Origin of the sequence: Hungatella hominis (assembly GCF_014288005.1) — a bacterium.
Classification (GTDB): Bacteria; Bacillota; Clostridia; order Lachnospirales; family Lachnospiraceae; genus Hungatella; species Hungatella effluvii.
Window position 1 is genome coordinate 92,104 of record NZ_JACOPB010000013.1, and the last position, 24,928, is coordinate 117,031.

Below are 24,928 nucleotides of genomic sequence, written 5' to 3' on the forward strand. Positions count from 1 at the left end.
AATGAATATCATGATTTTGGATGATGAAACGCTGGCCAGGGATTTAATTAAGTACTGTGTACCCTGGGAAAAACTTCATCTGGATTTGGTGTATGAGGGGGGAGACGCGGCAGGAGCACTGGATTTTATGGAAGAAAACAGGGTAGATATTATATTGACGGATATTACCATGCCGGGCTTAGATGGCCTGGAGTTTACCAGAGAAGTGCGCAGGAAATGGCCGGATACGGAGATTATTGTTATCACCGGTTATGACGAGTTTGAGTATGCCAGAAAGGGGCTGCGTTTAGGGGTTTCTGACTTTATTTTAAAGCCGGTTGATGGGGCAGAGCTGGAAAAGGCATTGTCGGAAATATTGTACCGAAAAGCAAGATCCAGGGCAACTCTGCCGGAGATTGCCATGGGTGGAAAGAGGGAGCAGGGGCTTATCGGAAATGTAATGGAATATTTGGAGGAAAATTATATGGACATGGAAATGGGGCTTGGAAAGCTTGCGGATCAATTCCATGTGAATGCCAGTTACTTGAGCAGGATGTTTAAGCAGCAGTCAGGAGTAAACTTTTCCGAATACCTTTTTGAACTGCGGATGAAAAAGGCTATGCGGAAATTGGAGCAGGCTGATGAAGAATTAATGATTTATAATTTGGCAGAGATGGTAGGATTTTCGGATGCAGACTATTTTGGAAGATGTTTTCGCAAATATACCGGGATGTCATTCAGCCAGTACAAGAAACATAAAAGATCAGAGTAAAAGCTGCTTTTAGAAATGCGATGGTCAATTGCCTTGTATTCTATTCCCTGTGAATAATTCCCGAATTCACGGCTTATAATAGAACAGAGAACAAGAAGGACATCAAGGCAGGAAATTATGAGACTATGGGAACGCATCGCAATCCGCGGCAATCGGGAAGTTTATTATTATGATACAAAACAGTCCTTCGAGGCGGAAGAGTTTGCTTCGAGGCTTTATGATTTGATATGTACGGAACAGGAAAACGGAAAGACGGCGGGGGTTGTGTTCCTTTGTATCGGCACCGACCGCTCCACGGGAGACAGTCTGGGACCGTTAATTGGGTACAAGCTGAAGGAAAAGCGACTTGAGCGGGTGGAGATTCTGGGAACGCTGGAACGCCCCGTCCATGCCATGAATTTAGAGACCTACCAGGCTATCCTTAAATTTCAGTATCCGGATCATGTGGTGGTGGCGGTGGATGCCTCGGTGGGGAACATCGAGCATATCGGTTATGTGACCCTTGGGAAGGGATCGCTGAAGCCCGGGCTTGGAGTCAGCAAGGAGCTGAAGGCGGTAGGCGACATTTTTATCACGGGTATTGTCGGAAGCTGCGGCAGCTTCGATCCCTTAATGCTTCAGAGCATCCGGCTGTCTGTCGTCATGCGGATGGCGGACTGCATCAGCAGAAGCATTTATCTTGTCGAAAAGTTATGGGAAAACGCTTCCCTCATTTGACAGGTTTTGCGCTCATCCTGTGCTATGATTCATTGGATTAAAATGAATAGCGGGGTGAGCCTATGGGAGAATTGTACAATCCGTTCCCGAAGCTGCCGAAGAATATACGGCAGATCGGGGAGCGTGACCAGATCGTAAAATTGTATGTGGAAGACTACGTGAATACGTATTTGAGACGTCTGTATCCGGCGGGTGGACAGGACCTACGGGTCGGCCTACTGCTCGGAAGCGTGGAAATGAATGATGGGACGCCGTATATCTTTATCGACGGCGCCATGGAAATGGAAGATGTGACGGAACAGGGCCAGAAAGTGGTCTTTTCAGAGCTCGCGTGGAAAAAGGCGTATCAGAGTGTGGAGCAGCTGTTTCCGAAACGGTCCGTCCAGGGCTGGTTTCTGTGCGGAGCGCCCGGAAATGATTTAAGTCCTCTCAATTACTGGAAGCAGCATGTCCAGTATTTTCAGGGACCCAATAAGCTGATGTATTTGAGCAGTGGTGCGGAGGGAGATGAATCGGTTTACATAACGTCAGAGGACGGATTCTATAAGCTTTGCGGCTACAGTATTTACTATGAAAGAAACCAGATGATGCAGGACTATATGGTTCTCCGGAAGGATGTGAAGAGAATTGAGTCCGGATCGGATGAGAAGGTTATTCAGGAATTCAGAAAGCGGATGGATGAGCACAAGGACGAGGTGACGGACAGGCACCAGACTCTTGGGCTTTTACGTGGTATGTGCATGGCAATGTCCATCGTGATTCTGGCAGGCGGAATCGTCATGTTTAATAATTATGAGCGGATGCAGGAGATGGAGAGCGTCATTGCGTCGGCCATACCGGAACGGGTGGAGTCTGCCCTGATGGGGAAGGATAATGCGGCGGGGAAGGATAAGCCAGAGTCTCATGTGGTGGTGGAAGAAGCGGAGGGCGGAGTCTATCCGACGACGGCTGCCGTGACAAAGGAAACCATGTCGGAGACGCAGCCGGGCGGCCAGAACGGCGGGGATGACCAGGCGGCCGGAAGTGGACAGAACGGCGGCAATAATCAAGCGGGCGGAAGCGGCGGCCAGGAGAATGCACAGACGCCGGGCGGAAATAAGGGCGCGTCTCAGGAGAACAGTTCTGACGGCCAGAGTTCAGCCGGAAACACGGCAAGCGGGCAGACCGGGGACGGCCAGAAGAGCGGAAGTGATACGGGAAGCAAGCCGGCAGAGAATGGCGGCGCCTCCCAGGCGGCGGCCGGAGGTACCCAGAGAGTGCACGTAGTTCAGGATGGAGAGACACTGTATGGGATCTGTATTTCAGAATATCACGATGTAAATAAATTAAAGGAAATCTGCGAGTTAAATGGACTGGAGGACGAAAATAAGATCGTATCCGGCCAGCAGCTTCTGCTTCCTTAAAATTTGCGGTCTCGCGGAAAGAAAAAAATAATGCGTTTCTCCTGGAAATGATGTATACTACAATCAAACCACTTACGGCATTTTTTAGGAGAAAACATAATGAGTGATTTAGACTCTATGAACAGAGAAATTAAAAAAAGACAGCTGAGACGGCAGATCGTTCCATCACCTGCCCCTCAGGAAGAAGACAGTGAGGAAATCGTCCGGAAGGCCCGAAAACGTGTCAAACTGAAACGGCTCAGGATTTTCCTGATTATTGGTGTGATCTTAATTGCGGTCGGCATTGGCCTGTTTCAGTATTTCCGGTATTACCAGTATACGGGCTATGACGTCGTGTGGGAAAAAGAGATGAAGGAAGGCAGTTTCGTGGGCTATATGGATTTTGGCGGAAACGTCTTGAAATACAGCAAGGATGGCGCTTCCTACATCGATAATCAGGGAAAAGAAATCTGGGTGCAGAGCTTTGAGATGAAGTCCCCCACGGCCTGTGTGAGCGGCAATTACGCGGCAGTGGCGGACCAGCAGGGCAACAGCATCTATATATTTGACAAGTCGGGTCCTACAGGGACGGCAACCACACTGCTTCCGATCATCAAAGCCACAATCTCGGCCCACGGCGTTGTCGCCGCGGTTCTGGAAGATTCCACCTCGAACTATATCTATTTTTATAAGAACGACGGCAATGTCCTGGACGTAAAGATTAAGGCGCTGTTAAACGGCGAAACCGGATACCCGGTGGATATCAGCCTTTCCCCTGACGGAACACAGCTGATAGGCGCGTATGCTTACTTGAAGAACGGGGCGCTTAACGGCCGTGTCGCATTTCACAATTTTGCGGAAATCGGAAAGAGCGTACCGGACCGGGTGGTGGGCGGATTTGACGAGCCCTATGAGTCGTCCCTTGTGGCGCGGGTACATTTCCTCGACGACACGTATTCCTGTGCGTTTGCAGATAACAGCGTATCCTTTTATTCGACAAAGAACGCGCTGTCGCCGGAGCTGCTTAAGCAGGTTGTGGTGGAGGAGGAGATCAGATCCGTCTTTTACTCGGACAAGTATGTGGGGATCATTGTAAATAACACGGATGGCGAGAACCCGGACCGGATGAACGTCTACAATCCCGACGGGACCCTCGTATTTTCGGAGGCGTTTCATTATCAGTACACCCAGGCCGATATTGACGGAGAGCATGTAATTTTGTATAATGAAGATTCTTGCAGGGTTTATAATATGTCCGGAAGACTGAAGTTTGAAGGAACATTTGATTTTCCCGTATCCAAGATCCGAAACGGCAGATTTCCAAACACGCTGCTGGTAACCGGGCCTCAGAACATGAAAGAGATAAGATTACAATAGACCAGGAGGATTAATACCAATGAGTAAGATCGAAACCATGTCAGTCAATGCAATTCGCGTCCTTTCCGCCGATGCCATACAGAAAGCGAAATCCGGTCATCCCGGTCTTCCGCTGGGCTGCGCTTCGGCCGCCTATGAGTTATGGGCAAATCACATGAACCACAATCCGGCAGACCCGAACTGGGCCAACAGAGACCGCTTTATCTTATCCGGCGGCCACGGCTCCATGCTTCTGTATTCCCTGCTCCATTTATTCGGTTATGGAGACTTATCAAAAGAAGATATCATGAATTTCAGACAGCTGGGTTCCCTGACACCGGGACATCCGGAGTATGGCCACACGGTCGGTATCGAAGCAACCACAGGACCGCTGGGCGCCGGTATGGCTATGGCTGTCGGTATGGCGGCTGCCGAGACTCATCTGGCAGAGGTCTTTAATAAGGAGGAGTATCCGGTAGTCGATCACTATACATTCGTGCTGGGCGGCGACGGATGCATGATGGAGGGGATTTCCTCCGAGGCGTTCTCGCTGGCAGGAACACTGGGACTGTCCAAACTGATCGTCCTCTATGATTCCAATAAAATTTCCATCGAGGGAAGTACGGATATCGCATTTACTGAGAATGTCCAGAAACGTATGGAAGCGTTCGGTTTCCAGACGATCACCGTGGAAGACGGCAATGATCTGGAAGCAATCGGACGAGCCATCGAGGAGGCAAAAGAAGACACCGAGCATCCGTCTTTCATCACCATTAAGACGCAGATCGGCTTCGGATGCCCGGCCAAGCAGGGCAAGGCAAGCGCTCACGGCGAGCCTCTGGGAGAAGAGAATGTGCTGGCGATGAAGGAGAACTTAGGCTGGCCATCTATGGAACCGTTCTACGTGCCGGACGAGGTATATGAGCACTATGCTCACCTCGCGGAAGAGAAGGCCGAGACGGAAGCCGCATGGAACGTAATGTTTGCGGCATACTGCGAAGAATATCCGGAGATGGAAGCGCTGTGGAATGCTTATCACGATGAGAACGCAGGCGAAAAAGCCATTGAGGCGTGTGCTGATTTCTGGAGCAAACCGGAGAAAGCCGATGCCACAAGAAATATTTCCGGAAAGATTTTAAATAAAATTAGGACCTGTATGCCGAATCTGATCGGTGGCTCCGCCGACTTAGCGCCTTCCAACAAGACGAATATGTCGGATATGGGCGACTTCTCCAGAGAGAACCGCGGCGGACGCAACCTGCACTTCGGTGTCCGTGAGCTGGCAATGACCGCGATCGGCAACGGAATGATGCTTCATGGAGGACTGCGCGTCTTTATCGCTACCTTCTTCGTATTCAGTGATTATACAAAGCCCATGGCGCGTCTTTCCTCGCTGATGGGAGTACCGCTGACCTATGTATTTACGCATGACAGCATTGGCGTCGGCGAGGATGGGCCGACCCATGAGCCGATTGAGCAGATGGCCATGCTTCGCGCCATGCCGAATTTCCATGTGTTCCGTCCCTGTGATGAGACCGAGACCGAGTGCGCATGGTATTCCGCGCTGACCTCCAAAAAGACACCTACGGCGCTGGTTCTGACGAGACAGAACTTAACACCGATGGAAGGCAGCAGCAGAGAGGCGTTAAAGGGCGGCTATGTGATCGATGACTGTGAAGGTACGCCGGATCTGATTTTTATTGCCAGCGGTTCCGAGGTAGAGCTGGCTGTCAATGCGAAGAAGCTTCTTGCAGACAGAAAGGTCCGTGTCGTTTCCATGCCGTGTATGGACTTGTTCGAGGAGCAGTCCGCGGAATATAAAGAATCCGTACTTCCGAAGTCTGTTCGGAAACGTGTAGCCGTAGAAGCCTTAAGCGACTTCGGATGGGGCAGATACGTTGGTCTGGACGGAGCCTGTGTAACCATGACCGGATTCGGGGCCAGCGGCCCGGCAAACCAGTTGTTTGAGCATTTCGGCTTCACTGCCGATCATGTGGCCGAGGTTGCCAGATCCTTATAATGGTGACAGCACAGTTGGATAATACGAAAGGGAAAAAGGAGTATAGTTAAAAATGGGAAAGAAATGTATTGGCATTGATGTAGGCGGAACCAGTGTAAAGATCGGATTATTTGAGACTACAGGCGATCTTCTGCTGAAGTGGGAAGTCCCCACCAGAAAAGAAGAGGGCGGAAAGTATATCATCGGTGATGTGGCGGCCTCCATTTTAAAGACCCTGGAAGAGAAGCAGATTCCAATGGAAGAGGTAGTAGGCGCAGGACTGGGCGTGCCGGGACCGGTTATGCCGGACGGCTCTGTCGAGGTATGCGTAAACTTAGGCTGGCACAACGTGAATCCGGGAAAAGAGCTTAGCGCACTCCTGGGCGGTCTGCCGGTAAAGAGCGGCAATGACGCCAACGTGGCGGCCCTTGGCGAGATGTGGCAGGGCGGCGGAAAAGGATTCGATGATATCGTAATGGTAACGCTGGGAACCGGCGTTGGCGGAGGCGTTATCATCGGCCAGAAGATTATTGCAGGCAAGCATGGACTGGCTGGAGAGATCGGCCACATCCATATCCGTGACGAAGAGACAGAGAGCTGCAACTGCGGCGGCGTAGGCTGTGTAGAGCAGATTTCCAGCGCCACAGGCATCGCGCGGGAGGCCAGAAGAAAGATGGCCGCATCGGATGCCCCGTCTGCCATGAGGGAGTTCGGCGACGATATCACGGCAAAGGATGTGCTGGATGCCGCAAAAGCCGGCGATGCGCTGGCACTGGAGACGATGGAGGTGGTAGGCCACTATCTGGGCCTCGCGCTGGCACAGATATCCATGGTAGTGGACCCTGAGGTATTTGTACTGGGCGGCGGTGTGTCAAAGGCAGGACAGTTCCTGATCGATACCATTTATAAGCATTACGATAAGTATACTCCGATCTCCAAGAATAAGAGTGGAATCGTACTGGCGACCCTGGGCAATGATGCCGGAATTTATGGGGCGGCCAGACAGATATTGGATTAAGTTGAATAAATATCCTTCACTTAGTGAAATTACTAATAACAGGAGCTTTAAGTCTGTGTTTGTCACAGATTTAAAGCTCCTGTTGTTAGTGTACGCGGTGGCCACAATTGGGCAGCAGAGTCATAACAGGAGAAGAAGATACAACATGAAAAGTAGGTTCTGAACGTACAATTTTGAAGCGTAAATTATGCTGTAAGGTCGTTGTTAAAACAATTTAAGAATGATATGATTGTTATCAAAGACTTACGAAGGAGGAATTCTGTAATATGAAAAAGCGGTCAGTACGAAATCATGTTCTTCCAATTCTGCTTTCCATGGCAGTGGTTTTAAGCTCCGGCAGTTTTGCGGCACTTGCAGACAGCCTGGAAGAGAACGGCAAGAAGGAAATCATTGTTCTTGAAGAACTGCCAAGTTCAATTAGTAATCAGGTTGTTATACCTGGGACGGGAAGAGAAGATTTGAGTTTACCAGGGACTTTAAAGGCAACCATAATGACGGCATCTTCCGAAGATGCGTCAAACTATGCCAGTCCGGGAAATGCAAAAAAAATAAAGCAAAGAACAGCCTCTCCCAGCACTCCATATGAAAGGAACGTGCGGCTGCCTGTAGACTGGGATAGTTCCCCTGTATATGACAAAGAGGAAGAAGGCACCTATTTATTTACGCCTCGCTTTCCGGCAGGCTATAATCTGGCGGCAGGTGTGGATTTGCCGGAGGTATCTGTGACAGTGCAGGCAGATTCCAACAGGATAAACCGTTTGGACAGAATATTGACCGATTGGAGCTATACGGATCAGAGCAACCTGTCAAACGGGAAACTTCTCTTGGCGGGAGTCGGGAGTGAGATGCAGGCAGACGTAAAAACTATCGTAACACTTCTTCCTGATGAAGTCTCCGGTAATCTTGAAGGAGAAGATGATCCGGTAAAGGTATCAATCACTGAATGGGTCTGTCAGGACTATGTCATGGATAGTCTGGGAAACTGGCCAATTACCGGAACGTATCTTTTTCGGGCTGTCATGGAAGATGGATACCAGTGTGCCCCGGAACCTGTGATTGAGGTAATACTGGGCGGCATCAATATGCTGGCAGCTTCGGGAGACCTCACTGTAACCGGTGGCGTACCGGGAAGTGATTACGTTTATCAGGGGGGAGTACTGACTGTTAAAACGAATACTCCACTGACCATTTCGGGGCAGACTACAGCCGACCGGATCATGGTAAAGTCGGCTGAAGCTGACATAACGTTAAAAAATCTTTCCATTACCAGCAGTAATAACCGTCCCTTTGACATGGAGGGAGCTGATGTTACACTGCATTTGGTGGGAAACAACAGTTTGAAAAGTCCGATTAACCGAGCCGCTCTTTTCTGTCCGTCAGGTTCCAGACTTACTATTGAAGGCCCGGGGAAGCTGACTGCCACGATTCATGATAAAGGAGGGGCGGCAGCAATTGGCGGGGAAAGCAAGAAAAGATCAGACTCTTCATCCTACCGTGACTGGGAAGATGGGGGAGACTGTGGCGTAATCACAATTAATGGCGGTGAAATAAATGCCGAAGCCCCCATTTTGGCAGACAGTAATGCCAATGTCGGCGTTGCGATAGGAGGCTCTTCAGGAGGTCCTGTTATAATCAATGGTGGAACCGTAAACGCAATAGGGGAACATAATTCGGTTGGAATAGGGTCTGTGGGTTCTGAGTTTGATGGAATCTATATCCGCGGCGGTAAAGTAACCGCAAAAACAAAAAAAGGCGACCCTTTAAGCGATACCCCTTATAATTCCAGTCTGGGGCCGGCAATCGGCGTTGTGTCCGGCATTGACTTCACAATTGAGATTACCGGAGGTACCGTATCGGCAGAAAGTAATCCTGGATGCGCAGGGATTGGAGGAGGTCGAAATGGATACGGGGGAAATATCTATATTGGCGGCAAGGCGGATGTGACTGCCAAAGGAAATTTTGGTGCCGCAGGTATCGGCGGCGGTTATGCTCAGAATGGAGGAGGCTGCGGCAGAACCATTGTAATAGAAGGGAATGCTGTTGTAAAAGCATATGGCGGTATACATGGAGCAGGAATTGGCGGCGGTGCTCCAAGGAATAATGGTGATTCTCCAGATGGCTACAGCGGCAGCATAACGATTGCAGGAAATGCCCATGTAACTGCCAGAGGAGGAGAAGGCGCCCCCGGAATTGGCAGCGGCGGAACTACCAATGGAATTTTTGAAAAAGCGAGTATAGTAGAAAAAATTGTTATAACCGGTAATCCTGTTGTTGATGCCAAGGGGGGGACTTCCTCGGCGTGTGATATCGGGCCGGGAGCTCTGCCATCCACCGGTGCTGCAAATCCATCACCAGAGGAACGCTTTGAAGAATTTATCTGTACGGTTCCTGGAATTACCACACAAACCGAGGCAAAAAACAGCCTGACTATTCTATCAAATGGCAATTATAAGACAAAGGGCAGGGTTACGCTGGATCATTCCCTTACCATACCATCGGGAAAATCCCTGATTTTTAATAATACATCTATTATTACTGGCCCAGTTACCATACCTGATGGTGCTGTCATTGAATCTGGAACTGTCAAGGATAGTTCAGGGAATACAATTGCTGGCGGCGTTTCCGCTTTTACACTGACTGTATCAGGCGGAACCGGAAACAGTCAGTTGACGAGAGGCGAATCGACACGTATAACTGCCTCCGTTCCAGCGGGAAAGCGTTTTGACCAGTGGCAGATTACCAGTGGAGACGGGAGTATTGCTGATATTCATGCTGTATCGACAATTTTTACTATGGGCGGCGCCAATACGGTGGTGACTGCTGTCTTTAAGAAAATTGACACCACTGCTGTCATAAAAAATGTGAAGGTCCTGCCTTCCAATACAACGGTTCAAAAAGGATCTGTACAGCAATTTTCAGCAGTTGTGGAAGGCACCGGTGATTTTAATTCTGATGTAACATGGAAGGTGACCGGTGCTTCGTCCTCCACGATTGACAGCAATGGATTACTGACTGTACCAAAAGATGAAAATGCAGACAGCTTTACGGTTCAGGCGATTTCCGTTTCTAATCCATTGCAGCTGGGAACATCGGTTGTAACTGTAACTGATCGACCGGTGACAAGGTATCATATTACAGTAAACGGCGGAACTGGTTCCGGAGATTATGAGTCAGGCTCTGTAGTACAGATTACAGCTGTAATTCCGTCCGGAAAATTGTTTTCCCAGTGGAATTTAGCAGGCGATGGAATAATTACAGATTCAAAGTCTGCCAGTACCTATTATACAGTTGGCAGGAAAGATACCTTAGTAACTGCAGTATTTAAGGATATCAAGCCTGAACAGCCAGATGACAATTCCGGCAGCGGCAATTCCGGCAGTCAGAGTGGCGGAAGCAGTTCATCCGAAAACAGTGCCGGTACAGGACGGCCGGGCAGCAATGTTTCCGGTGGATATTCGGGACCGGGGTCAGTCCAGAATGTAAACTGGATTTTAGAAGAAAAAGGATGGCGTATTAAAAATACTGATCAAACCTGGGTCGCAAATAGCTGGAGAGAAGTTAAGGGTATTTGGTATCATTTTGATGCTGAGGGGTATATGCAGACCGGCTGGTATACCGATCTGGATGGAAATCAATACTATCTTTCTCCAGCCGACGGCTCAGCTCAGGGAAGTATGGCAATCGGTTGGTGGTTGATAGAAGATAAATGGTATTACTTTAATAAGGAATCCGATGGAACAAAAGGAAAACTGCTGCGTAATACAGTTACTCCGGATGGATATTCCGTAGGAACAGATGGTGTTTGGATAGAGGAATAGAGGACTTAAAGAAAAAGGTAAGTTATTTACTCTCCCGGTTTTTTACGGGGAAGGGCAACACGCTGGCGGCCCGAAGACCAGGCTGTTTTACTACAGTTCAATCACATAAGAATTGCCAAGCTGCCCCGACTGCTTAATGTAGTCGGGGTATTTTTTCGTCAGGTGGCTATGAACAATCTTGTTTTATTGTTAACATACAGGAAGGAAAAGCCGGAAAAAATTACATAAGTATGGACATAGAAGATCTTTTTAAGTAAAATGATATGTATAAAAAGTGGAAAAACACTTACAAAGTGGAAAACTCCATTCTGGAATGACGATAAAGTGGAAAAGAGGAGGCCCGGTATGGATTATGGATTTAAACCTGAAAAACGAGTGGTCACAGAGAAGACCCCAGCCGTTTTTACGTGCGGGGCGCTGCTCTTTTATGTGGCCTCCGGCAACGGAACCCTCCACGTAAATGGCGTGAAGCTGGAGCTTGGAAAAGGGAGCTTCGGCTGGCTTCACACGTACCATATCTATCAGTTTGAACCGGAGTGGGGGCAGGCGCTGGAGCTGCTCTGCTGTCCGTTTGACTATGCTTCGGCTTCCTACGTCACCTATCGGAACAGCTTGAAGATCACGATGACTGTCCTGACGGAAAACTCTCCGGTGGTGAGCCTGTATGGGGAAGATGCAGACGATGTCAGGTCGCTGATGGAAGAACTGATGGAAGAAGGCTCCGGGAGCGGGGCCGCGGATATTGTGCAGGGATATTCCCTGTTTCTGGAGATCGTTACGCTGTTTCTCCGCTATTCGGCGAGGGAGTCTGAGCAGCAGGAGGGACAGGGGAAGCCGTTTGAGCGAAGCCTGGCCTGGAAGCTGCTCCAGCATATTTTCACCTACAGCAACGAGAATCTGACGAGGGAAAAGCTGGCAGCCGTCTATGGAGTAACGGTGCGGCAGGTCAGCTGTCAGCTAAGCCTTGTGGCAGGTCAGAACTTTGCAGGCATCCTAAACCGGGCAAGGGTGGACCGGGCCTGCGATATGATGCATTTCGGCGGACTGACGATGCAGTACATCGCACGTTACGTCGGATACCATTCGGAGACCTCCTTTTACCGGTCCTTTAAACAGGTAAAGGGGATGACGCCCCAGGAGTACCAGAAGGCCGTCCTGCCGGAGGCGGGAAAAGAGGCATCCCATATCGATACGCGCGCGCTGCTGATCCTGAATTATCTGTTTGGCCACTACCGTGAACCGCTGACCACACAGGATACGGCAAAGGCCCTGTATCTTGAGAAAAGCTTTATAAATCCTCTGTTAAAGGAGAACTTTGGTCTGGATCACAGCGGTATTCTGACAGAGCTTCGAATGACGTATTCGGAATCGCTTCTGGAAAACAGCCGGATGCCGGTGGTGGATATCGCGTTTGCGTGCGGCTATAACAGTTCCCATACGTTCATCCGGATCTTTTCGGAGCGCCATGGCATGACGCCCGGAGAGTACCGTCGTTTTTCCATACATGATGGTTCCAGTACAGCGCTGTGCAATGCTGTACTGACGGCAGATAATGCAGCGGGAGGGAAATAACATGGAATGTTCACTGGAGACGAGAGAAGACTCCGGATTTCGAGGAAAACAGTATTTTTCGCCGGAATTGCTGCCGGAGAGACTGAAGGCGCGCGCCTTTCGTTTAAACGGGAAGGGGGCCTTCGAGAACAGGGAGGACGTGACCGTACTTTCCATACGGAGAGGGAAAGGGCGCATGGTTTTGAACAATCGGGTTTATCCGCTGGAGCCGGGGATGGTATTTATTCTCTATCCATATCACGTCTGGAAGGCCCAGGCAGATGAGGGATGTGTGCTGGAAGGGGAAGAGTGTGTGATGAACATGGGCGCCATGCTGTTTCTGTTTGCCATCCCGCCCTACCACCGTCCAGTGCCGGTATTTGAAGAGAATCCATCTGTTTACCGTCTGGATCAGGCGTATAAATGCCGCGTAGAACGGCTGTGGGACCGGCTTCTGAAGGAAAATGAATCTACGGACTGCTACGGCGGAAGAATGCAGTTTTCTCTTATTATGCGGATTATGGTCCTCTGCCGAAAACATGGAAAAGTCATCGACTGTTCCGCCTTTTAACTGAATTTGTCAAAAAATAGACGAAAAATCAGGCCATATTGACACTCTTCTAAAATTATTTTATACTGAGTCAAAATTCTGACAGGGTCAGATCAGTTTAGAGGAGGTAGTTCAGTATGACGAGATGTATGATTGGGGCATTAAAGGGGAAAGCAGCTGTAATCACTGGCGGAGGTTCCGGAATTGGAAAATCTATGGTGGAACGTTACCTGGCGGAGGGCGCTTCCGTAGTGGCTGCGGACATCAATGAAGCGAGCCTGAAGGCGCTTTTAGAAGAGCTGGAACCGGAGTACGGCGATAAGCTTAAGATTCTTAAGGTGAACGTATCCAGCAAAGAGGAAGTGGAGGCGATGATTGACTATACCGTCGAGGCCTTTGGAAAAGTGGACGTGGTCATCAACAACGCCGGAATTTTGGATAACCTTCTTCCCATTGCGGAAATGCCGGACGATGTATGGGAACGGATTATGAATATCAACTTAAACAGCGTCATGTATGCATGCAGGAAGGCGGTCCAGTATTTCCTTAAGGAGAAACGTGAGGGAACGATCATCAATACGGCTTCCTTAAGCGGTCTCTGCGCCGGCCGCGGCGGTCTGGCGTACACCACCTCCAAGTTTGCCGTCGTAGGTCTGACGAAGAACGTGGCCTTCATGTATTCCGACGCAGGAATCCGATGCAACGCGCTGTGTCCGGGTGCCATTGAGAGCAACATCGGAAGCGGTATGAGAGAGCCCAGCAAGCTCGGCTTGACAAAGGCCGTAACCGGTAATTCCGGCCGCCACCGCAATGGATCTGCGGACGAAGTTGCCACTGCGGCAGTATTCCTCGCTTCAGACGCCGCTTCCTTCATCAACGGTGAGACGCTGACAATTGACGGGGGCTGGAGCGCCTATTAAACACGTGTGACATTAACTGCATAGAACTGTGCTGACAACCCGGCAGATATTACCTTCCCCCAAGCCGGTTTGTCAGCTGTCTGCAGGAAGCCGGCCAGGAAGCTGACCGCGAAACTGCCTGCGAAACTGTCTGGGCGTACATCCGTAATGGCGTGTAAACAGCTCAGAATAGTAGCTTAAGTGGTTAAATCCGCACTCTGTTGCGATCTGTGTAATGCTCCTATCCGTCTTCTTAAGGAGATGAGAACTAACCTCCAGCCGGTAGGAATTCAGAAAATCGATCGGCGACTGGCATAAGTATTTTCTGAATATCTGACAGCATTTGCTGCGGCACACTCCGCCGGAAGCCGCTATAGCCGACAGTGTCAGCCGCTCCGTATAATGCTGGTAAATAAAAGAAACCATATCTTTCTGAACCTTCGTATCCATATCTTCACTGCCCGGTGCGGCAGGATTACCGGCCTGAAACTGCCGGGCAAGACTCTTCCATACCCTATAAAACAGTCCGATAATCTCCAGCTCGTACCCATACTCCCCCTGCCGTTTTAGTTCCGTCATTTCCGTTAAACTGTCCAGAATAAACGCATGGCCGGGGCAGCCGGAATCCAGATATACATATTCTGTTTCCCGGTCCTCCAGAATCGGCAGCAGGTATTTACGGAAGATCAGCCTGTTTGACGAGAACAGCGCGGGATGGACGAGAATGCAGAGAAAGGAACAATCCTTCTGGTCGATGGAGGAGCCGTAATGCATCTGCCTCGTGTTGACCATGATCCCGTCATGTTCTTTCAATACCAGATTCTTTCCATTGATATAATAGTTCATCTCACCATCGATAATCTTGATAAATTCCAGGTCATCGTGCCAGTGGCACAGTGCCTTCCTGTCCGGATACCGGGACAATTCTCCTGTCTGTATGTAGAGCGGTATGCCTGTTTCGTCGTAGCGGACGATCTCAGAGGCGTCCTGCATAACATCAACATTTATCTTTCCATCATTATTCAGCATTGTTCTCACCATAAAATACGATTGTTATAATATATAACGATTATACCGATATTGAACCCGTATATCAAGTAATATAATTATAAAATATAAATCAAAGCCAGACCACAGCGCTGTACTAGCGGCACACGGTGGATGGCGGCTTACGGGGAGTTCTGATGAGAGAAAATGACAAACACTTTTACAAAAATTTATTCGTTCTGGTTCTGCCGATCGCGTTTCAGAATCTGATGTCGGCGCTGGTCAGCGCTTCGGACGCCATGATGCTCGGTATGGTGAACCAGGATTCTTTATCGGCGGTATCGCTGGCGGCGCAGGTGCAGTTTGTCCTGAGCCTGTTCTGGGCGGCCCTGACCATCGGGACGACGATTCTGGCTGCGCAGTACTGGGGAAAGAATGACCGGCTGTCTGTTGAAAAGATTCTGGCGATCGTCCTCAAGTACTCCTTCGTGATTTCGTTCCTGTTTTTCGCGGCAGCGGCCTTCTGCCCAAAGGCGCTGATGCGCATCTTTACGAACGATGTGACGCTGATCGCGCTGGGCGCCGTATACTTAAGGATCGTCAGCTGGTCTTACCTGCTGGCGGGAATCTCCCAGATCTATCTCTGTATCATGAGAAACAGCGGCAGGACGCTTAAGAGCACGGTGTTTGGCTCGGTCTCCATGGTTTTAAACATTCTGCTGAATGGTATTTTGATATTCGGACTGTTTGGGTTTCCTAAGCTTGGAATCAGCGGCGCGGCCATTGCGACCGTAATTGCCAGGGCGGCGGAGTTAGGTCTGGCGATGTGGGAAAACTGCAGGAAAGATGTGGTACGGATTCGCTGGAGCCTTCTGAAAGAGTCTCATGCCGTGCTGCGGAAAGATTTTGTCAAATATACCTCCCCTGTTATGGCCAATGAACTGGTGTGGGGCTGCGGCTTTACCATGTTTACCGTGATTATGGGCCATCTGGGAAGTGATGCCGTGGCGGCTAACTCCATCGCCGGAATCGTGAAGAACCTGATCTCCTGTCTTTGCATCGGCATCGGCTCCGGAAGCGGAATCATCGTGGGAAATGAGCTGGGAAGCGGAAACCTTGTCCGGGCCAGGGAGTACGGCGGACGGCTCTGCCGCCTGTCACTGGTAATGGGAGCCGTGTCCGGCGTCATCCTGCTGGCGTTCAGTCCCTGGATCATGCGGTATGCCGCCAATTTAAGCCCGCAGGCACAGGCGTATCTGCATGGAATGCTGTTTATGTGCGCGTATTATCTGATTGCGAAGTCGGCCAATATGACGGTGGTGGCGGGAATCTTCTGCGCGGGAGGCGACACGAAATTCGGCTTCCTGTGCGACACGGTCACGATGTGGATGATTATCGTGCCAATCGGCCTGTTGGCGGCCTTTGTCTTTAAGCTTCCGGTGCTGGCGGTTTATTTTCTGCTGAACCTGGATGAGTTTGTGAAGCTTCCGGCGGTCTACCGCCATTATAAAAAATATCAGTGGGTCAGAAACCTGACCAGGGAGGAGCTTGTATGACAATGAAAGAACGTATTGCAGACGGAAAACTGTTTACCGGATACTTCTATAAGGATCGTGAGATTACAGAGGAAGATCTGGCGGAAGAGGCTGCTCTTAGCGGCCGTACTGAATAAAAGGAGAAGGACATGCTGGCGGATTACCATACACATACGTATTACAGCGATGATTCGGAATGTCCCATGGAGGATATGGTGAAAAAAGCCGTGGCCATTGGGCTCGACGAGATTGCATTTACAGAACACGTGGATTACGGCGTGAAGACGGATTTAAACTGCGGCTATGAGGCGTATTTCGAGGAAGTGGAGAGACTTAAGGAGAGGTACCGGGACCGGATCGCCATAAAGGCGGGGATCGAATTCGGGGTGCAGAGCCACACCATTCCTCTGTTTCGCCGTGACTTTGAACGGTATCCCTTCGAGTTCGTCATCCTGAGCAACCATCAGGTGGGAGACCGGGAGTTCTGGAACTATGAATTCCAGGAAGGAAAGAGCCAGGAAGAGTATCAGACGGCCTATTACGAGGCGATCTACGATGTGGTCCGGCAGTACAGGGGATATTCAGTATTGGGGCATTTAGACATGATTAAGAGGTACGACCGCTTCGGAGACTATCCGGATGACCGGATCATGGAAATGGTGGACCGGATTCTGCGCCAGGTGATCGCAGACGGAAAGGGCATTGAAGTCAATACGTCAAGCTTCAAATACGGCCTGAAGGATCTGATGCCGAGCCGCGCCATATTGAGACGTTACCGGGAACTGGGAGGAACCATTCTGACGATTGGCTCCGATACCCATGAGACGGTGCATCTCGGTGACCACATCGCTGAGGTGAAACAGGTGCTGAAGGACATGGGATATCGGACGTTTAACACCTTTTCCAGGATGGAGCCGGTTTACCACGATCTGTAATATAGAATACATTCCATTAACGCGTCAGAAAAGCCGCTGCAAATGAGGAAGCCCAGAGCTTCCGTCTCCGTTTGCAGCGGCCTTTTTAGTTTCATAGAAAATTCGTCCTATGAAACTAAAACCCTCCGGGGTATGCGCACTCCGCGCTAAGGAAATATGGCCACTGAAGCGACCGCGCTCCGGCGCGAGAGTCCGGCGAGCCGGACTCTTTATTTATTTGTGCAGTTACCGGATGTTTACAATTTTTACGGATATGGTATACTATATTGCAATCCATCATCCATCCGAAGAAGATGGAGGAATTCCTGTGATTTTCATGAAATTCTATGCTATAATGAACACGCGGGCAGTAAAAGTACCTTCCCGGGAGCTCTTTTCTGTTACGCAAAAAATCCCCATAAAAATGAGGAGACCCCGGTCGACGAGCAACCGGGGCAATTATGAAAAATCTATGTGCAATTTGACGATATAATCAATTCGCATAAATGATTTCCTATGCATTTAGTATAAAAAATACATGTGAATAAAATATGAACTTCATGTAAACAGATTATGAAAAATAGAAGGAGGCTTCATGGGAGAGAAAATAAGCAGAAAAACCATTGTTATCGGCCACAAGAATCCGGACACGGATTCCATCTGTTCGGCCATCTGTTATGCCAACTTAAAACGGTGCGTTACGGGGGAGAACTACCAGCCGGGCCGGGCCGGGGCGGTTAATGAAGAGACACAGTTTGTTTTAAAGCATTTTAATGTGGAGGCCCCGGAGATTATCGAAAACGTCAAAACGCAGGTCCGTGATATCGAGATCAGGGAGACGGCGGGCGTGAAGAAGAACCTTTCCTTAAAGAAGGCATGGAATATTATGCAGGAGGCGAACGTCGTCACCATTCCGGCTGTCACGGAGGAAGGGCTGCTGGAGGGGCTTATCACAGTCGGTGATATTGCAAAATCCTATATGAACGTCTATGACAGCAGCATTTTATCCAAGGCCAATACGCAGTACGCCAATATCGTGGAGACTCTGGAAGGGGCCATGATCGTGGGGGATGAGACATCGTATTTCAACGAGGGCAAGGTTCTCATCGCGGCGGCTAATCCCGATATGATGGAGTATTATATATCCAGGGGCGATTTAGTCATTCTTGGGAACCGGTATGAATCCCAGCTCTGCGCGATTGAGATGGACGCCGCCTGCATCATCGTGTGCGAGGGCGCGGCTGTCTCCATGACGATTAAGAAGTTGGCGCAGGAGCACGGATGTACGGTTATGACGACACCGTATGATACCTTTACGGCTGCCCGTCTTGTCAATCAGAGCATGCCAATCAGCTATTTTATGAAGACAGAGGCATTGATTACGTTCGAGATGGACGATTATATTGATGATATCAAGGACGTGATGGCGAGCAAACGCCACCGCGATTTCCCTATTCTCGATAAGAATGGCAGATACCGCGGTATGATTTCACGCCGGAACCTGTTAGGTGCCAAGGGCAAACGCATCATCCTGGTGGATCACAACGAGAAGAGTCAGGCGGTGGAAGGCATGGAGAGTGCCGAGATTCTGGAAATCATCGATCACCACAGACTGGGAACGGTGGAAACCATTGCGCCTGTATTTTTCCGCAATCAGCCGGTGGGCTGTACCGCGACCATCGTCTATCAGATGTATCAGGAAAACCGTGTGGAGATCGAACCGTGGATCGCCGGTCTGCTGTGCAGCGCCATCATTTCCGATACGCTGCTGTTCCGGTCACCGACCTGTACCGACGTGGATAAGAGGGCGGCGCTCCATCTGGCTGAAATCGCCGGGGTGGAAGTGGAATCGTACGCTGCTTCCATGTTTGCTGCGGGGAGCAATCTGAAGGGAAAGACCGATGTGGAGATTTTTTATCAGGATTTCAAGAAGTTCTCGGTCGGAAAGGTTTCCTTTGGCGTGGGACAGATCAGCTCCTTAAACGCGGGTGAACTAGAAGAGTTAAAGGACCGCATGCTGCCGTACATGGCGAAGGCCAGAGAGGAGCACGGTATGGATATGATGTTCTTCATGCTGACGAATATTTTGACCGAGTCCACGGAGCTTCTCTGTGAGGGCCAGGGAGCCGAGCAGCTGATCGCAGGTGCATTCCGGACGTATTCGGAAGAGGGCGCAGGCGTTAAGGATCACGTGGTCAGCCTTCCGGGCGTGGTATCCAGGAAGAAACAGCTGATTCCGGGAATCATGCTGGCAGTTCAGGCCTAGTACAGAAAGGAATTATGATGGCGAGACAATACTTTAAACCGGGCAATATGCTGTATCCGGTTCCCGCGGTTATGGTAAGCTGCGGGCGGGAAGGCGAAAAGCCCAATATTATTACGGTCGCGTGGGCGGGAACAATCTGTTCTTCTCCGGCCATGCTGTCCATCTCCGTCCGGCCGGAACGGTATTCCCATGCAATCCTGATGGAGACGAAGGAATTTGTGGTGAATCTGGTTACGAAGGATCTGGTGTACGCCGCGGATTACTGCGGTGTGAAATCCGGACGGGACACAGATAAATATAAAGATATGAAGCTGACACCGTCGCCCTCAAAATTTGTGAAGGCGCCGGGGATCGGGGAGAGTCCTGTGAATCTGGAGTGCCGCGTGACGGAAGTGAAGAAACTGGGGACTCATGATTTGTTCCTGGCGGAAGTGGTGGGCGTCTCCGTAAACGAGAAGTTCATGGATGAAAACGGGAAATTCCACTTAAACAGTACCGGGCTGGTGGCTTACTCTCATGGCGAGTACTTTGAGCTGGGGAAAAAGCTGGGGAGCTTCGGGTATTCGGTGAAGAAGAAAGGAAGGAAGCACAAATAATGCAGAAACTGGACAATATCACACTGATCGGTATGCCGGCTTCGGGAAAGAGCACGGTGGGTGTTCTTCTTGCCAAACGTCTCGGCTACTCCTTCGTGGACGTGGACATCGTGATACAGGAAAAGGAAGGCCGTCTGTTAAAGGAGATCATAGCCGAAGAGGGGCTTGGCGGCTTCATGGAGGTGGAAAACCGGATAAATGCCGGCCTTTCCGTACATAAAAGCATCATAGCGCCGGGCGGCAGCGTGATCTATGGGAAAGAAGCCATGGAACATTTAAAAAAGATCAGCACGGTGGTCTATTTAAAGCTCAGCTATGAGGCGGTGGAAGCCAGGCTGGGCAATCTGGTGGACCGCGGCGTCGTGCTGAAGGATGGGATGACGCTGCGGGATCTCTACAAGGAGCGTGTGCCTTATTATGAGAGATACGCGGACATTACCGTGGATGAAACGGGCAGGGATGCGGGGCAGACGGTCGATCAGTTAAGGGAAATGCTGGAGGATATCTACGGACTCAGAACGTGACAACGGAACGGGGCGGCTTATGGAAAATGAGAATTTGTCCGGCATGCACGGACTGGAGCTTACGAGGCACAGCGCGCAGGCCATAGTAAATGATATCGGCGGCATCGTCCATCAGAACATCAATATGATGGACAAAAACGGGGTAATCATCGCGAGTACGGATAAGTCGCGGATCGGCCATCTGCATGAAGGCGCTGTGAGAGTGATCGGGGAGAAGCTTCCTGAGCTTTACATAACTCCAGAATGCGCGACCAACTCCACCCGTGTTGGGTTAAATCTTCCGATTATCCATATGGGAGAGTGTGTCGGGGTCATCGGTATTACCGGCGGCTATGAGCAGGTAAAGGATTACGGAAGAATTGTTAAGAAGATGGTGGAGATCCTGATTCGTGAGAATTCGGAACAGGATGAGAAACGACTGAAGACCAGAGTTGTCAGCCGTTTTCTGGAGGACTGGATTCTGGGAAACGGCCTGTTAAAATCCCAGGCGCTGGCGGAGCGGGGGTACACCCTGGGAATCGATATCAGCCTGCCGCGGCGTGTGATGGTCGTCAGCGTCAGAAAGCTGGAGAAATATATATCCACGGCGGACGGACAGAAGCTGATCGAGCAGATTGAGAATGATATCTCCAGTGTGGTGGAGTACATTCCCACCAACATGATCCTGAGAAATACAGGGCGCCAGATCATACTGGTCAAACAGTGCGCGGACACTCAGATTCGGGAGCTGGCGGAAAGGCTGTCCGGTATGGTTCTGGAGCGGTATCATATCAAGCTGGCCATCGGCATCGACGGAAAGTCTGAGGATATACCGACGGCATACAGCCAGGCAAACCGCGCGTGGCGATCGGCGAGAATCTCCTCCTCCAATATCCGGTCGTATGACCAGGTGACACTGGAGCTGTTTGCCGGTGATATTTCGAAGCAGATGAAGATCGCCTACATTCATAAGCTGTTTCAAAACTGCACATATGAGGAGCTGTCCGGATGGATCGATATCCTGGAGGCGTACTTCGCCGCGGAAGGATCGCTGACGTCCGCCGCGGACGCGCTGTATATTCACAAAAATACGCTGACGTACAAGCTGAAAAAGCTGGCGGAGCTTACCGGCTACGACGTGAGACTGATCAGCAACGCTCCGGTTTTTTATATGGCAATGCTGTTTTTCCAGGATGTAAAGGTTGAGATAGAATGGTAAGCGGATGTGCTGGAAAACAAAAATTGTGATAATTTTATGTTCTTAGGAACATTGACTGTGCCTTCTTAAGTATTGTATAGTATATACATAGTAAAACGTGTTTCGTGCATTTTAAAGGACAAAGTGCACAAATATTAAGGAGGGCATGGTATGACTGGTTTTCCACTTATTATCGCTTTTGTAATCGCAATTATTGTTATGATTGTGGCAATCTCCAAGTTTAAGATTCATCCGTTTCTCTCGATTATGACGGTGTCTCTGATCCTGGGACTGATTGCAGGTATTCCGCTCGTGAATGTGACGGCGGAGGATGGCAGTGTGACACAGGGCATTGCCAATGTTATCGGAGCCGGATTCTCCGGCACATTTACCAGTATTGGTATCGTTATTATCCTGGGCGCTTTGATCGGAAGCATCCTGGAAGCGACCGGAGCGGCATTTAAGCTGGCAGACATGGTAATCCGCCTGGTTGGCAAGAAGCGGCCGGAGCTGGCTATGCTTCTGATGGGCTGGGTCGTGTCGATCCCTGTATTCTGTGATTCCGGATTCGTAATTTTGAACCCGATCCGTAAGGCGTTGGTGAAGAGAACCATGACTTCCAGCGTGGCGATGACGGTTTCCTTATCCGCAGGTCTCTACATTTCCCACGTATTTATTCCGCCGACACCGGGACCGATTGCGGCGGCTAACACGCTGGGAATCGGAAACAACCTTCTCCTTGTTATGGGAATGGGCGTTCTCGTATCGATCGCTCCGCTCATTGCCGGCTATTTCTATGCGAAATATATCGGCAGGAAGGTTCGGGCAAAAGACGAGGCGGACAGCAGTGAAGTAACGAAGACCTACGAGCAGCTGGTTGCGGAATACGGCAAGCTTCCGGGCGGATTTATCGCTCTGGCTCCGATCGTTGTGCCGATTGTTCTTATGGCACTCGGCTCAATCGCTTCCATGGCTCACTGGACCGGATTTTTATTCGATATCTCAACATTCCTTGGAACACCGATTATCGCTCTGGCTGTAGGTACCGTATTTGGCGTCATTCAGATGGCACAGGCCGGTAAGATGGATAAATTCTACGGAGTAACCAATGATACCTTAAAGACAGTAGGACCGATCCTGTTTGTAACAGCGGCGGGCGGCGTGCTCGGAAAAGTGATTTCCTCTACCAGTATGGTTGATTATATCACCTCCAACGCGTCTGTACTGGAAAGCATCGGCATCTTCTTCCCATTCATCCTTGCGGCTATCTTAAAATCGGCACAGGGTTCCTCGACCGTGGCCATCACGACTACGGCCGGTATCCTTGCACCGCTCATGGGCGTTCTGGGACTCGCGTCACCGGTACGTGCGGCGCTGGCGGTTATGGCAATCGGTGCTGGCGCAATGACGGTTTCCCATGCGAATGACTCTTACTTCTGGGTAGTTACCAACTTCGGTGAGATGGAGCCGGAACAGGGATATAAGACACAGACGTTATGTACACTCGTACTTGGCATCGCCTCCATGGTTTGGATCTTCTTATTATCCGTAGTATTCAGATAATGGAGACAGGTTGAAGTATTTTACTAATTACAATGACAGGAGAGGTGACAATGAAATTTTTATTTGCATCGGACTCATTTAAAGGGACACTGTCTTCTGAACAGATTATAACGCTTCTGGACGCGGCTGCGAAGAATGTGTTCCCGGACTGCGAGACCATGGGGATTCCTGTGGCCGACGGCGGGGAAGGTACGATCGACGCTGTCATATCCGTGCTTCACGGATCAATCCACGAAGTAGACGTACACGGTCCTCTGATGGAAGAGGTGGTCAGCCGTTACGGCGAGACGGGGAACGGTGCGGCTGTCATCGAGATGGCGGCGGCATCCGGACTGCCGATGGTGCCTGTCGATAAAAGAGATCCAAGGGTTACAACGACTTACGGAACGGGTGAACTGATTAAAACTGCTCTTGACCGCGGATGCCGGGATATTACGATTGCGATCGGCGGCAGTGCGACCAACGACGGAGGCATGGGAGCCATGCGTGCGCTGGGAATTCGTTTCCTGGACGAGAACGGAGAGGAGCTTTCCGGATGCGGAAACGATCTGGCACGGGTGGCGGACATTGATATCAGCGGACTTCACAGTGCAGTGAAGGATGCGAGGTTCACCATAATGTGTGACGTAAATAATCCCTTAACGGGTCCTGACGGAGCGACCTATACGTTTGGAAAGCAAAAAGGCGGCTCTCCGGAGATCTTAGATGAACTGGAGCAGGGAATGATTCACTACGCGGCCCTGATCCGGGAGAAAATGGGTACCGATGTGGACCAGATTCCGGGTTCCGGCGCTGCCGGCGGTCTGGGAGCGGCATTCTGTGTATTCCTTAAGGCGGAGATGAAGTCGGGAATCGAGACCGTGCTGGATCTGATTCATTTTGATGAACTTCTGGAAGGTGTGGATCTGGTCATAACCGGTGAGGGAAGAATCGACTGGCAGTCTGCCTTTGGAAAGGTTCCCAGCGGAATCGGCAATCGCTGCCGGAAGAAGAGAATCCCGGCGATTGCCATCGTCGGCGGTATGGGCGATAAGGCGGAGATGATATTCGATCACGGGATTGACAGCATTATCACCACCATCAACGGGGCCATGGGGCTGGATGAGGCGCTGGAACGGGCGGAAGAGCTGTACGCCGGAGCGGCGGAGCGGGCATTCCGTATGGTAAAGGCGGGAATGAAGATTTCTGTTCGATAAAGCTTTTATAGATAAGTGTTTTGACAGGATAAATTTTATGGCAGGGCTTTCGCAATCATTTGCGCAGTCCTGCCATTTTTTGTGTAAATAAAGGAAATGCAAGACAAATAAATGATATTAATTATCATT

19 protein-coding genes are annotated in these 24,928 nt (G+C 50.2%); 18 read left to right on the forward strand and 1 reads right to left on the reverse strand.

All coding sequences use genetic code 11. From position 1 onward, the window contains the following. Nucleotide 1: 1 nt before the first annotated feature. From H8S75_RS22835 to H8S75_RS22880, 10 genes are all read left to right on the forward strand, one after another. Nucleotides 2–751, forward strand: a complete 750-nt coding sequence (locus H8S75_RS22835; RefSeq protein ID WP_187023513.1) for a response regulator transcription factor — start codon at nucleotides 2–4, stop codon at nucleotides 749–751. Between the two features lie 117 nt (nucleotides 752–868). Next, entirely contained in the window at nucleotides 869–1,468 is a 600-nt protein-coding gene (gene yyaC / locus H8S75_RS22840) for a spore protease YyaC (RefSeq protein WP_187023514.1), read from the forward strand. A 62-nt stretch (nucleotides 1,469–1,530) separates the two neighbouring features. Beyond that, nucleotides 1,531–2,871 (forward strand): LysM peptidoglycan-binding domain-containing protein, encoded by a 1,341-nt coding sequence (locus tag H8S75_RS22845; RefSeq protein WP_187023515.1) that lies wholly within the window; start codon nucleotides 1,531–1,533, stop codon nucleotides 2,869–2,871. 99 nt (nucleotides 2,872–2,970) lie between these two features. Next, a complete protein-coding gene (locus H8S75_RS22850; RefSeq protein WP_187023516.1) occupies nucleotides 2,971–4,227 on the forward strand; it encodes a DUF5711 family protein in 1,257 nt (418 codons plus the stop codon). Nucleotides 4,228–4,246: 19 nt separating this feature from the next. Continuing rightward, nucleotides 4,247–6,226, forward strand: a complete 1,980-nt coding sequence (gene tkt, locus H8S75_RS22855) for a transketolase (protein WP_187023517.1) — start codon at nucleotides 4,247–4,249, stop codon at nucleotides 6,224–6,226. Between the two features lie 52 nt (nucleotides 6,227–6,278). Beyond that, the gene (locus tag H8S75_RS22860; RefSeq protein ID WP_002605511.1) at nucleotides 6,279–7,223 is read left to right on the forward strand and encodes an ROK family glucokinase; all 945 of its coding nucleotides are present in this window, start codon (nucleotides 6,279–6,281) and stop codon (nucleotides 7,221–7,223) included. 266 nt (nucleotides 7,224–7,489) lie between these two features. Beyond that, nucleotides 7,490–11,041: an InlB B-repeat-containing protein gene (locus H8S75_RS22865; protein WP_187023518.1), complete on the forward strand. Its 3,552-nt coding sequence runs from the start codon at nucleotides 7,490–7,492 to the stop codon at nucleotides 11,039–11,041. A 345-nt stretch (nucleotides 11,042–11,386) separates the two neighbouring features. Next, complete coding sequence (locus H8S75_RS22870) at nucleotides 11,387–12,613, forward strand: helix-turn-helix transcriptional regulator (RefSeq protein ID WP_187023519.1); 1,227 nt, start codon at nucleotides 11,387–11,389, stop codon at nucleotides 12,611–12,613. Between the two features lies 1 nt (nucleotide 12,614). After that, nucleotides 12,615–13,163: an AraC family ligand binding domain-containing protein gene (locus H8S75_RS22875; RefSeq protein ID WP_187023520.1), complete on the forward strand. Its 549-nt coding sequence runs from the start codon at nucleotides 12,615–12,617 to the stop codon at nucleotides 13,161–13,163. Nucleotides 13,164–13,279: 116 nt separating this feature from the next. After that, the gene (locus tag H8S75_RS22880; protein ID WP_002605517.1) at nucleotides 13,280–14,062 is read left to right on the forward strand and encodes a glucose 1-dehydrogenase; all 783 of its coding nucleotides are present in this window, start codon (nucleotides 13,280–13,282) and stop codon (nucleotides 14,060–14,062) included. A gap of 72 nt (nucleotides 14,063–14,134) precedes the next feature. Here the strand turns inward: H8S75_RS22880 and H8S75_RS22885 are convergent, their stop codons facing one another. Further along, on the reverse strand, nucleotides 14,135–15,070 hold the full coding sequence (locus tag H8S75_RS22885) for an AraC family transcriptional regulator (RefSeq protein WP_243270404.1): 936 nt from the start codon (nucleotides 15,068–15,070) through the stop codon (nucleotides 14,135–14,137). A gap of 155 nt (nucleotides 15,071–15,225) precedes the next feature. On the opposite strand from H8S75_RS22885, the gene H8S75_RS22890 reads away from it, so the two are divergent. The 8 genes from H8S75_RS22890 (at nucleotide 15,226) to H8S75_RS22925 (ending at nucleotide 24,799) form a co-directional block, all read left to right on the forward strand. Further along, nucleotides 15,226–16,584, forward strand: a complete 1,359-nt coding sequence (locus H8S75_RS22890; RefSeq protein ID WP_187023522.1) for an MATE family efflux transporter — start codon at nucleotides 15,226–15,228, stop codon at nucleotides 16,582–16,584. Between the two features lie 128 nt (nucleotides 16,585–16,712). Then, complete coding sequence (locus H8S75_RS22895; protein WP_187023523.1) at nucleotides 16,713–17,498, forward strand: histidinol-phosphatase HisJ family protein; 786 nt, start codon at nucleotides 16,713–16,715, stop codon at nucleotides 17,496–17,498. 574 nt (nucleotides 17,499–18,072) lie between these two features. Then, nucleotides 18,073–19,743, forward strand: coding sequence for a putative manganese-dependent inorganic diphosphatase (locus H8S75_RS22900; RefSeq protein ID WP_187023524.1), 1,671 nt, complete (start codon nucleotides 18,073–18,075; stop codon nucleotides 19,741–19,743). A 17-nt stretch (nucleotides 19,744–19,760) separates the two neighbouring features. After that, nucleotides 19,761–20,339: a flavin reductase family protein gene (locus H8S75_RS22905; protein WP_187023588.1), complete on the forward strand. Its 579-nt coding sequence runs from the start codon at nucleotides 19,761–19,763 to the stop codon at nucleotides 20,337–20,339. Next, nucleotides 20,339–20,863: a shikimate kinase gene (locus tag H8S75_RS22910; protein WP_187023525.1), complete on the forward strand. Its 525-nt coding sequence runs from the start codon at nucleotides 20,339–20,341 to the stop codon at nucleotides 20,861–20,863. The genes H8S75_RS22905 and H8S75_RS22910 overlap by 1 nt, the downstream gene beginning before the upstream one ends. A gap of 19 nt (nucleotides 20,864–20,882) precedes the next feature. After that, nucleotides 20,883–22,061, forward strand: coding sequence for a CdaR family transcriptional regulator (locus H8S75_RS22915; protein ID WP_187023526.1), 1,179 nt, complete (start codon nucleotides 20,883–20,885; stop codon nucleotides 22,059–22,061). A gap of 150 nt (nucleotides 22,062–22,211) precedes the next feature. Continuing rightward, nucleotides 22,212–23,603 (forward strand): GntP family permease, encoded by a 1,392-nt coding sequence (locus H8S75_RS22920; RefSeq protein WP_187023527.1) that lies wholly within the window; start codon nucleotides 22,212–22,214, stop codon nucleotides 23,601–23,603. A gap of 50 nt (nucleotides 23,604–23,653) precedes the next feature. Continuing rightward, complete coding sequence (locus H8S75_RS22925) at nucleotides 23,654–24,799, forward strand: glycerate kinase family protein (RefSeq protein ID WP_187023528.1); 1,146 nt, start codon at nucleotides 23,654–23,656, stop codon at nucleotides 24,797–24,799. Nucleotides 24,800–24,928 lie beyond the last annotated feature (129 nt).

What these genes read in the sequence shown, in the direction of transcription:
- H8S75_RS22835 (WP_187023513.1), top strand. Translation starts at nt 2, where the DNA reads ATGAATATCATGATTTTGGATGATGAAACGCTGGCCAGGGATTTAATT.
- yyaC (WP_187023514.1), top strand. Translation starts at nt 869, where the DNA reads ATGAGACTATGGGAACGCATCGCAATCCGCGGCAATCGGGAAGTTTAT.
- H8S75_RS22845 (WP_187023515.1), top strand. Translation starts at nt 1,531, where the DNA reads ATGGGAGAATTGTACAATCCGTTCCCGAAGCTGCCGAAGAATATACGG.
- H8S75_RS22850 (WP_187023516.1), top strand. Translation starts at nt 2,971, where the DNA reads ATGAGTGATTTAGACTCTATGAACAGAGAAATTAAAAAAAGACAGCTG.
- tkt (WP_187023517.1), top strand. Translation starts at nt 4,247, where the DNA reads ATGAGTAAGATCGAAACCATGTCAGTCAATGCAATTCGCGTCCTTTCC.
- H8S75_RS22860 (WP_002605511.1), top strand. Translation starts at nt 6,279, where the DNA reads ATGGGAAAGAAATGTATTGGCATTGATGTAGGCGGAACCAGTGTAAAG.
- H8S75_RS22865 (WP_187023518.1), top strand. Translation starts at nt 7,490, where the DNA reads ATGAAAAAGCGGTCAGTACGAAATCATGTTCTTCCAATTCTGCTTTCC.
- H8S75_RS22870 (WP_187023519.1), top strand. Translation starts at nt 11,387, where the DNA reads ATGGATTATGGATTTAAACCTGAAAAACGAGTGGTCACAGAGAAGACC.
- H8S75_RS22875 (WP_187023520.1), top strand. Translation starts at nt 12,615, where the DNA reads ATGGAATGTTCACTGGAGACGAGAGAAGACTCCGGATTTCGAGGAAAA.
- H8S75_RS22880 (WP_002605517.1), top strand. Translation starts at nt 13,280, where the DNA reads ATGACGAGATGTATGATTGGGGCATTAAAGGGGAAAGCAGCTGTAATC.
- H8S75_RS22885 (WP_243270404.1), bottom strand. Translation starts at nt 15,070, where the DNA reads ATGCTGAATAATGATGGAAAGATAAATGTTGATGTTATGCAGGACGCC.
- H8S75_RS22890 (WP_187023522.1), top strand. Translation starts at nt 15,226, where the DNA reads ATGAGAGAAAATGACAAACACTTTTACAAAAATTTATTCGTTCTGGTT.
- H8S75_RS22895 (WP_187023523.1), top strand. Translation starts at nt 16,713, where the DNA reads ATGCTGGCGGATTACCATACACATACGTATTACAGCGATGATTCGGAA.
- H8S75_RS22900 (WP_187023524.1), top strand. Translation starts at nt 18,073, where the DNA reads ATGGGAGAGAAAATAAGCAGAAAAACCATTGTTATCGGCCACAAGAAT.
- H8S75_RS22905 (WP_187023588.1), top strand. Translation starts at nt 19,761, where the DNA reads ATGGCGAGACAATACTTTAAACCGGGCAATATGCTGTATCCGGTTCCC.
- H8S75_RS22910 (WP_187023525.1), top strand. Translation starts at nt 20,339, where the DNA reads ATGCAGAAACTGGACAATATCACACTGATCGGTATGCCGGCTTCGGGA.
- H8S75_RS22915 (WP_187023526.1), top strand. Translation starts at nt 20,883, where the DNA reads ATGGAAAATGAGAATTTGTCCGGCATGCACGGACTGGAGCTTACGAGG.
- H8S75_RS22920 (WP_187023527.1), top strand. Translation starts at nt 22,212, where the DNA reads ATGACTGGTTTTCCACTTATTATCGCTTTTGTAATCGCAATTATTGTT.
- H8S75_RS22925 (WP_187023528.1), top strand. Translation starts at nt 23,654, where the DNA reads ATGAAATTTTTATTTGCATCGGACTCATTTAAAGGGACACTGTCTTCT.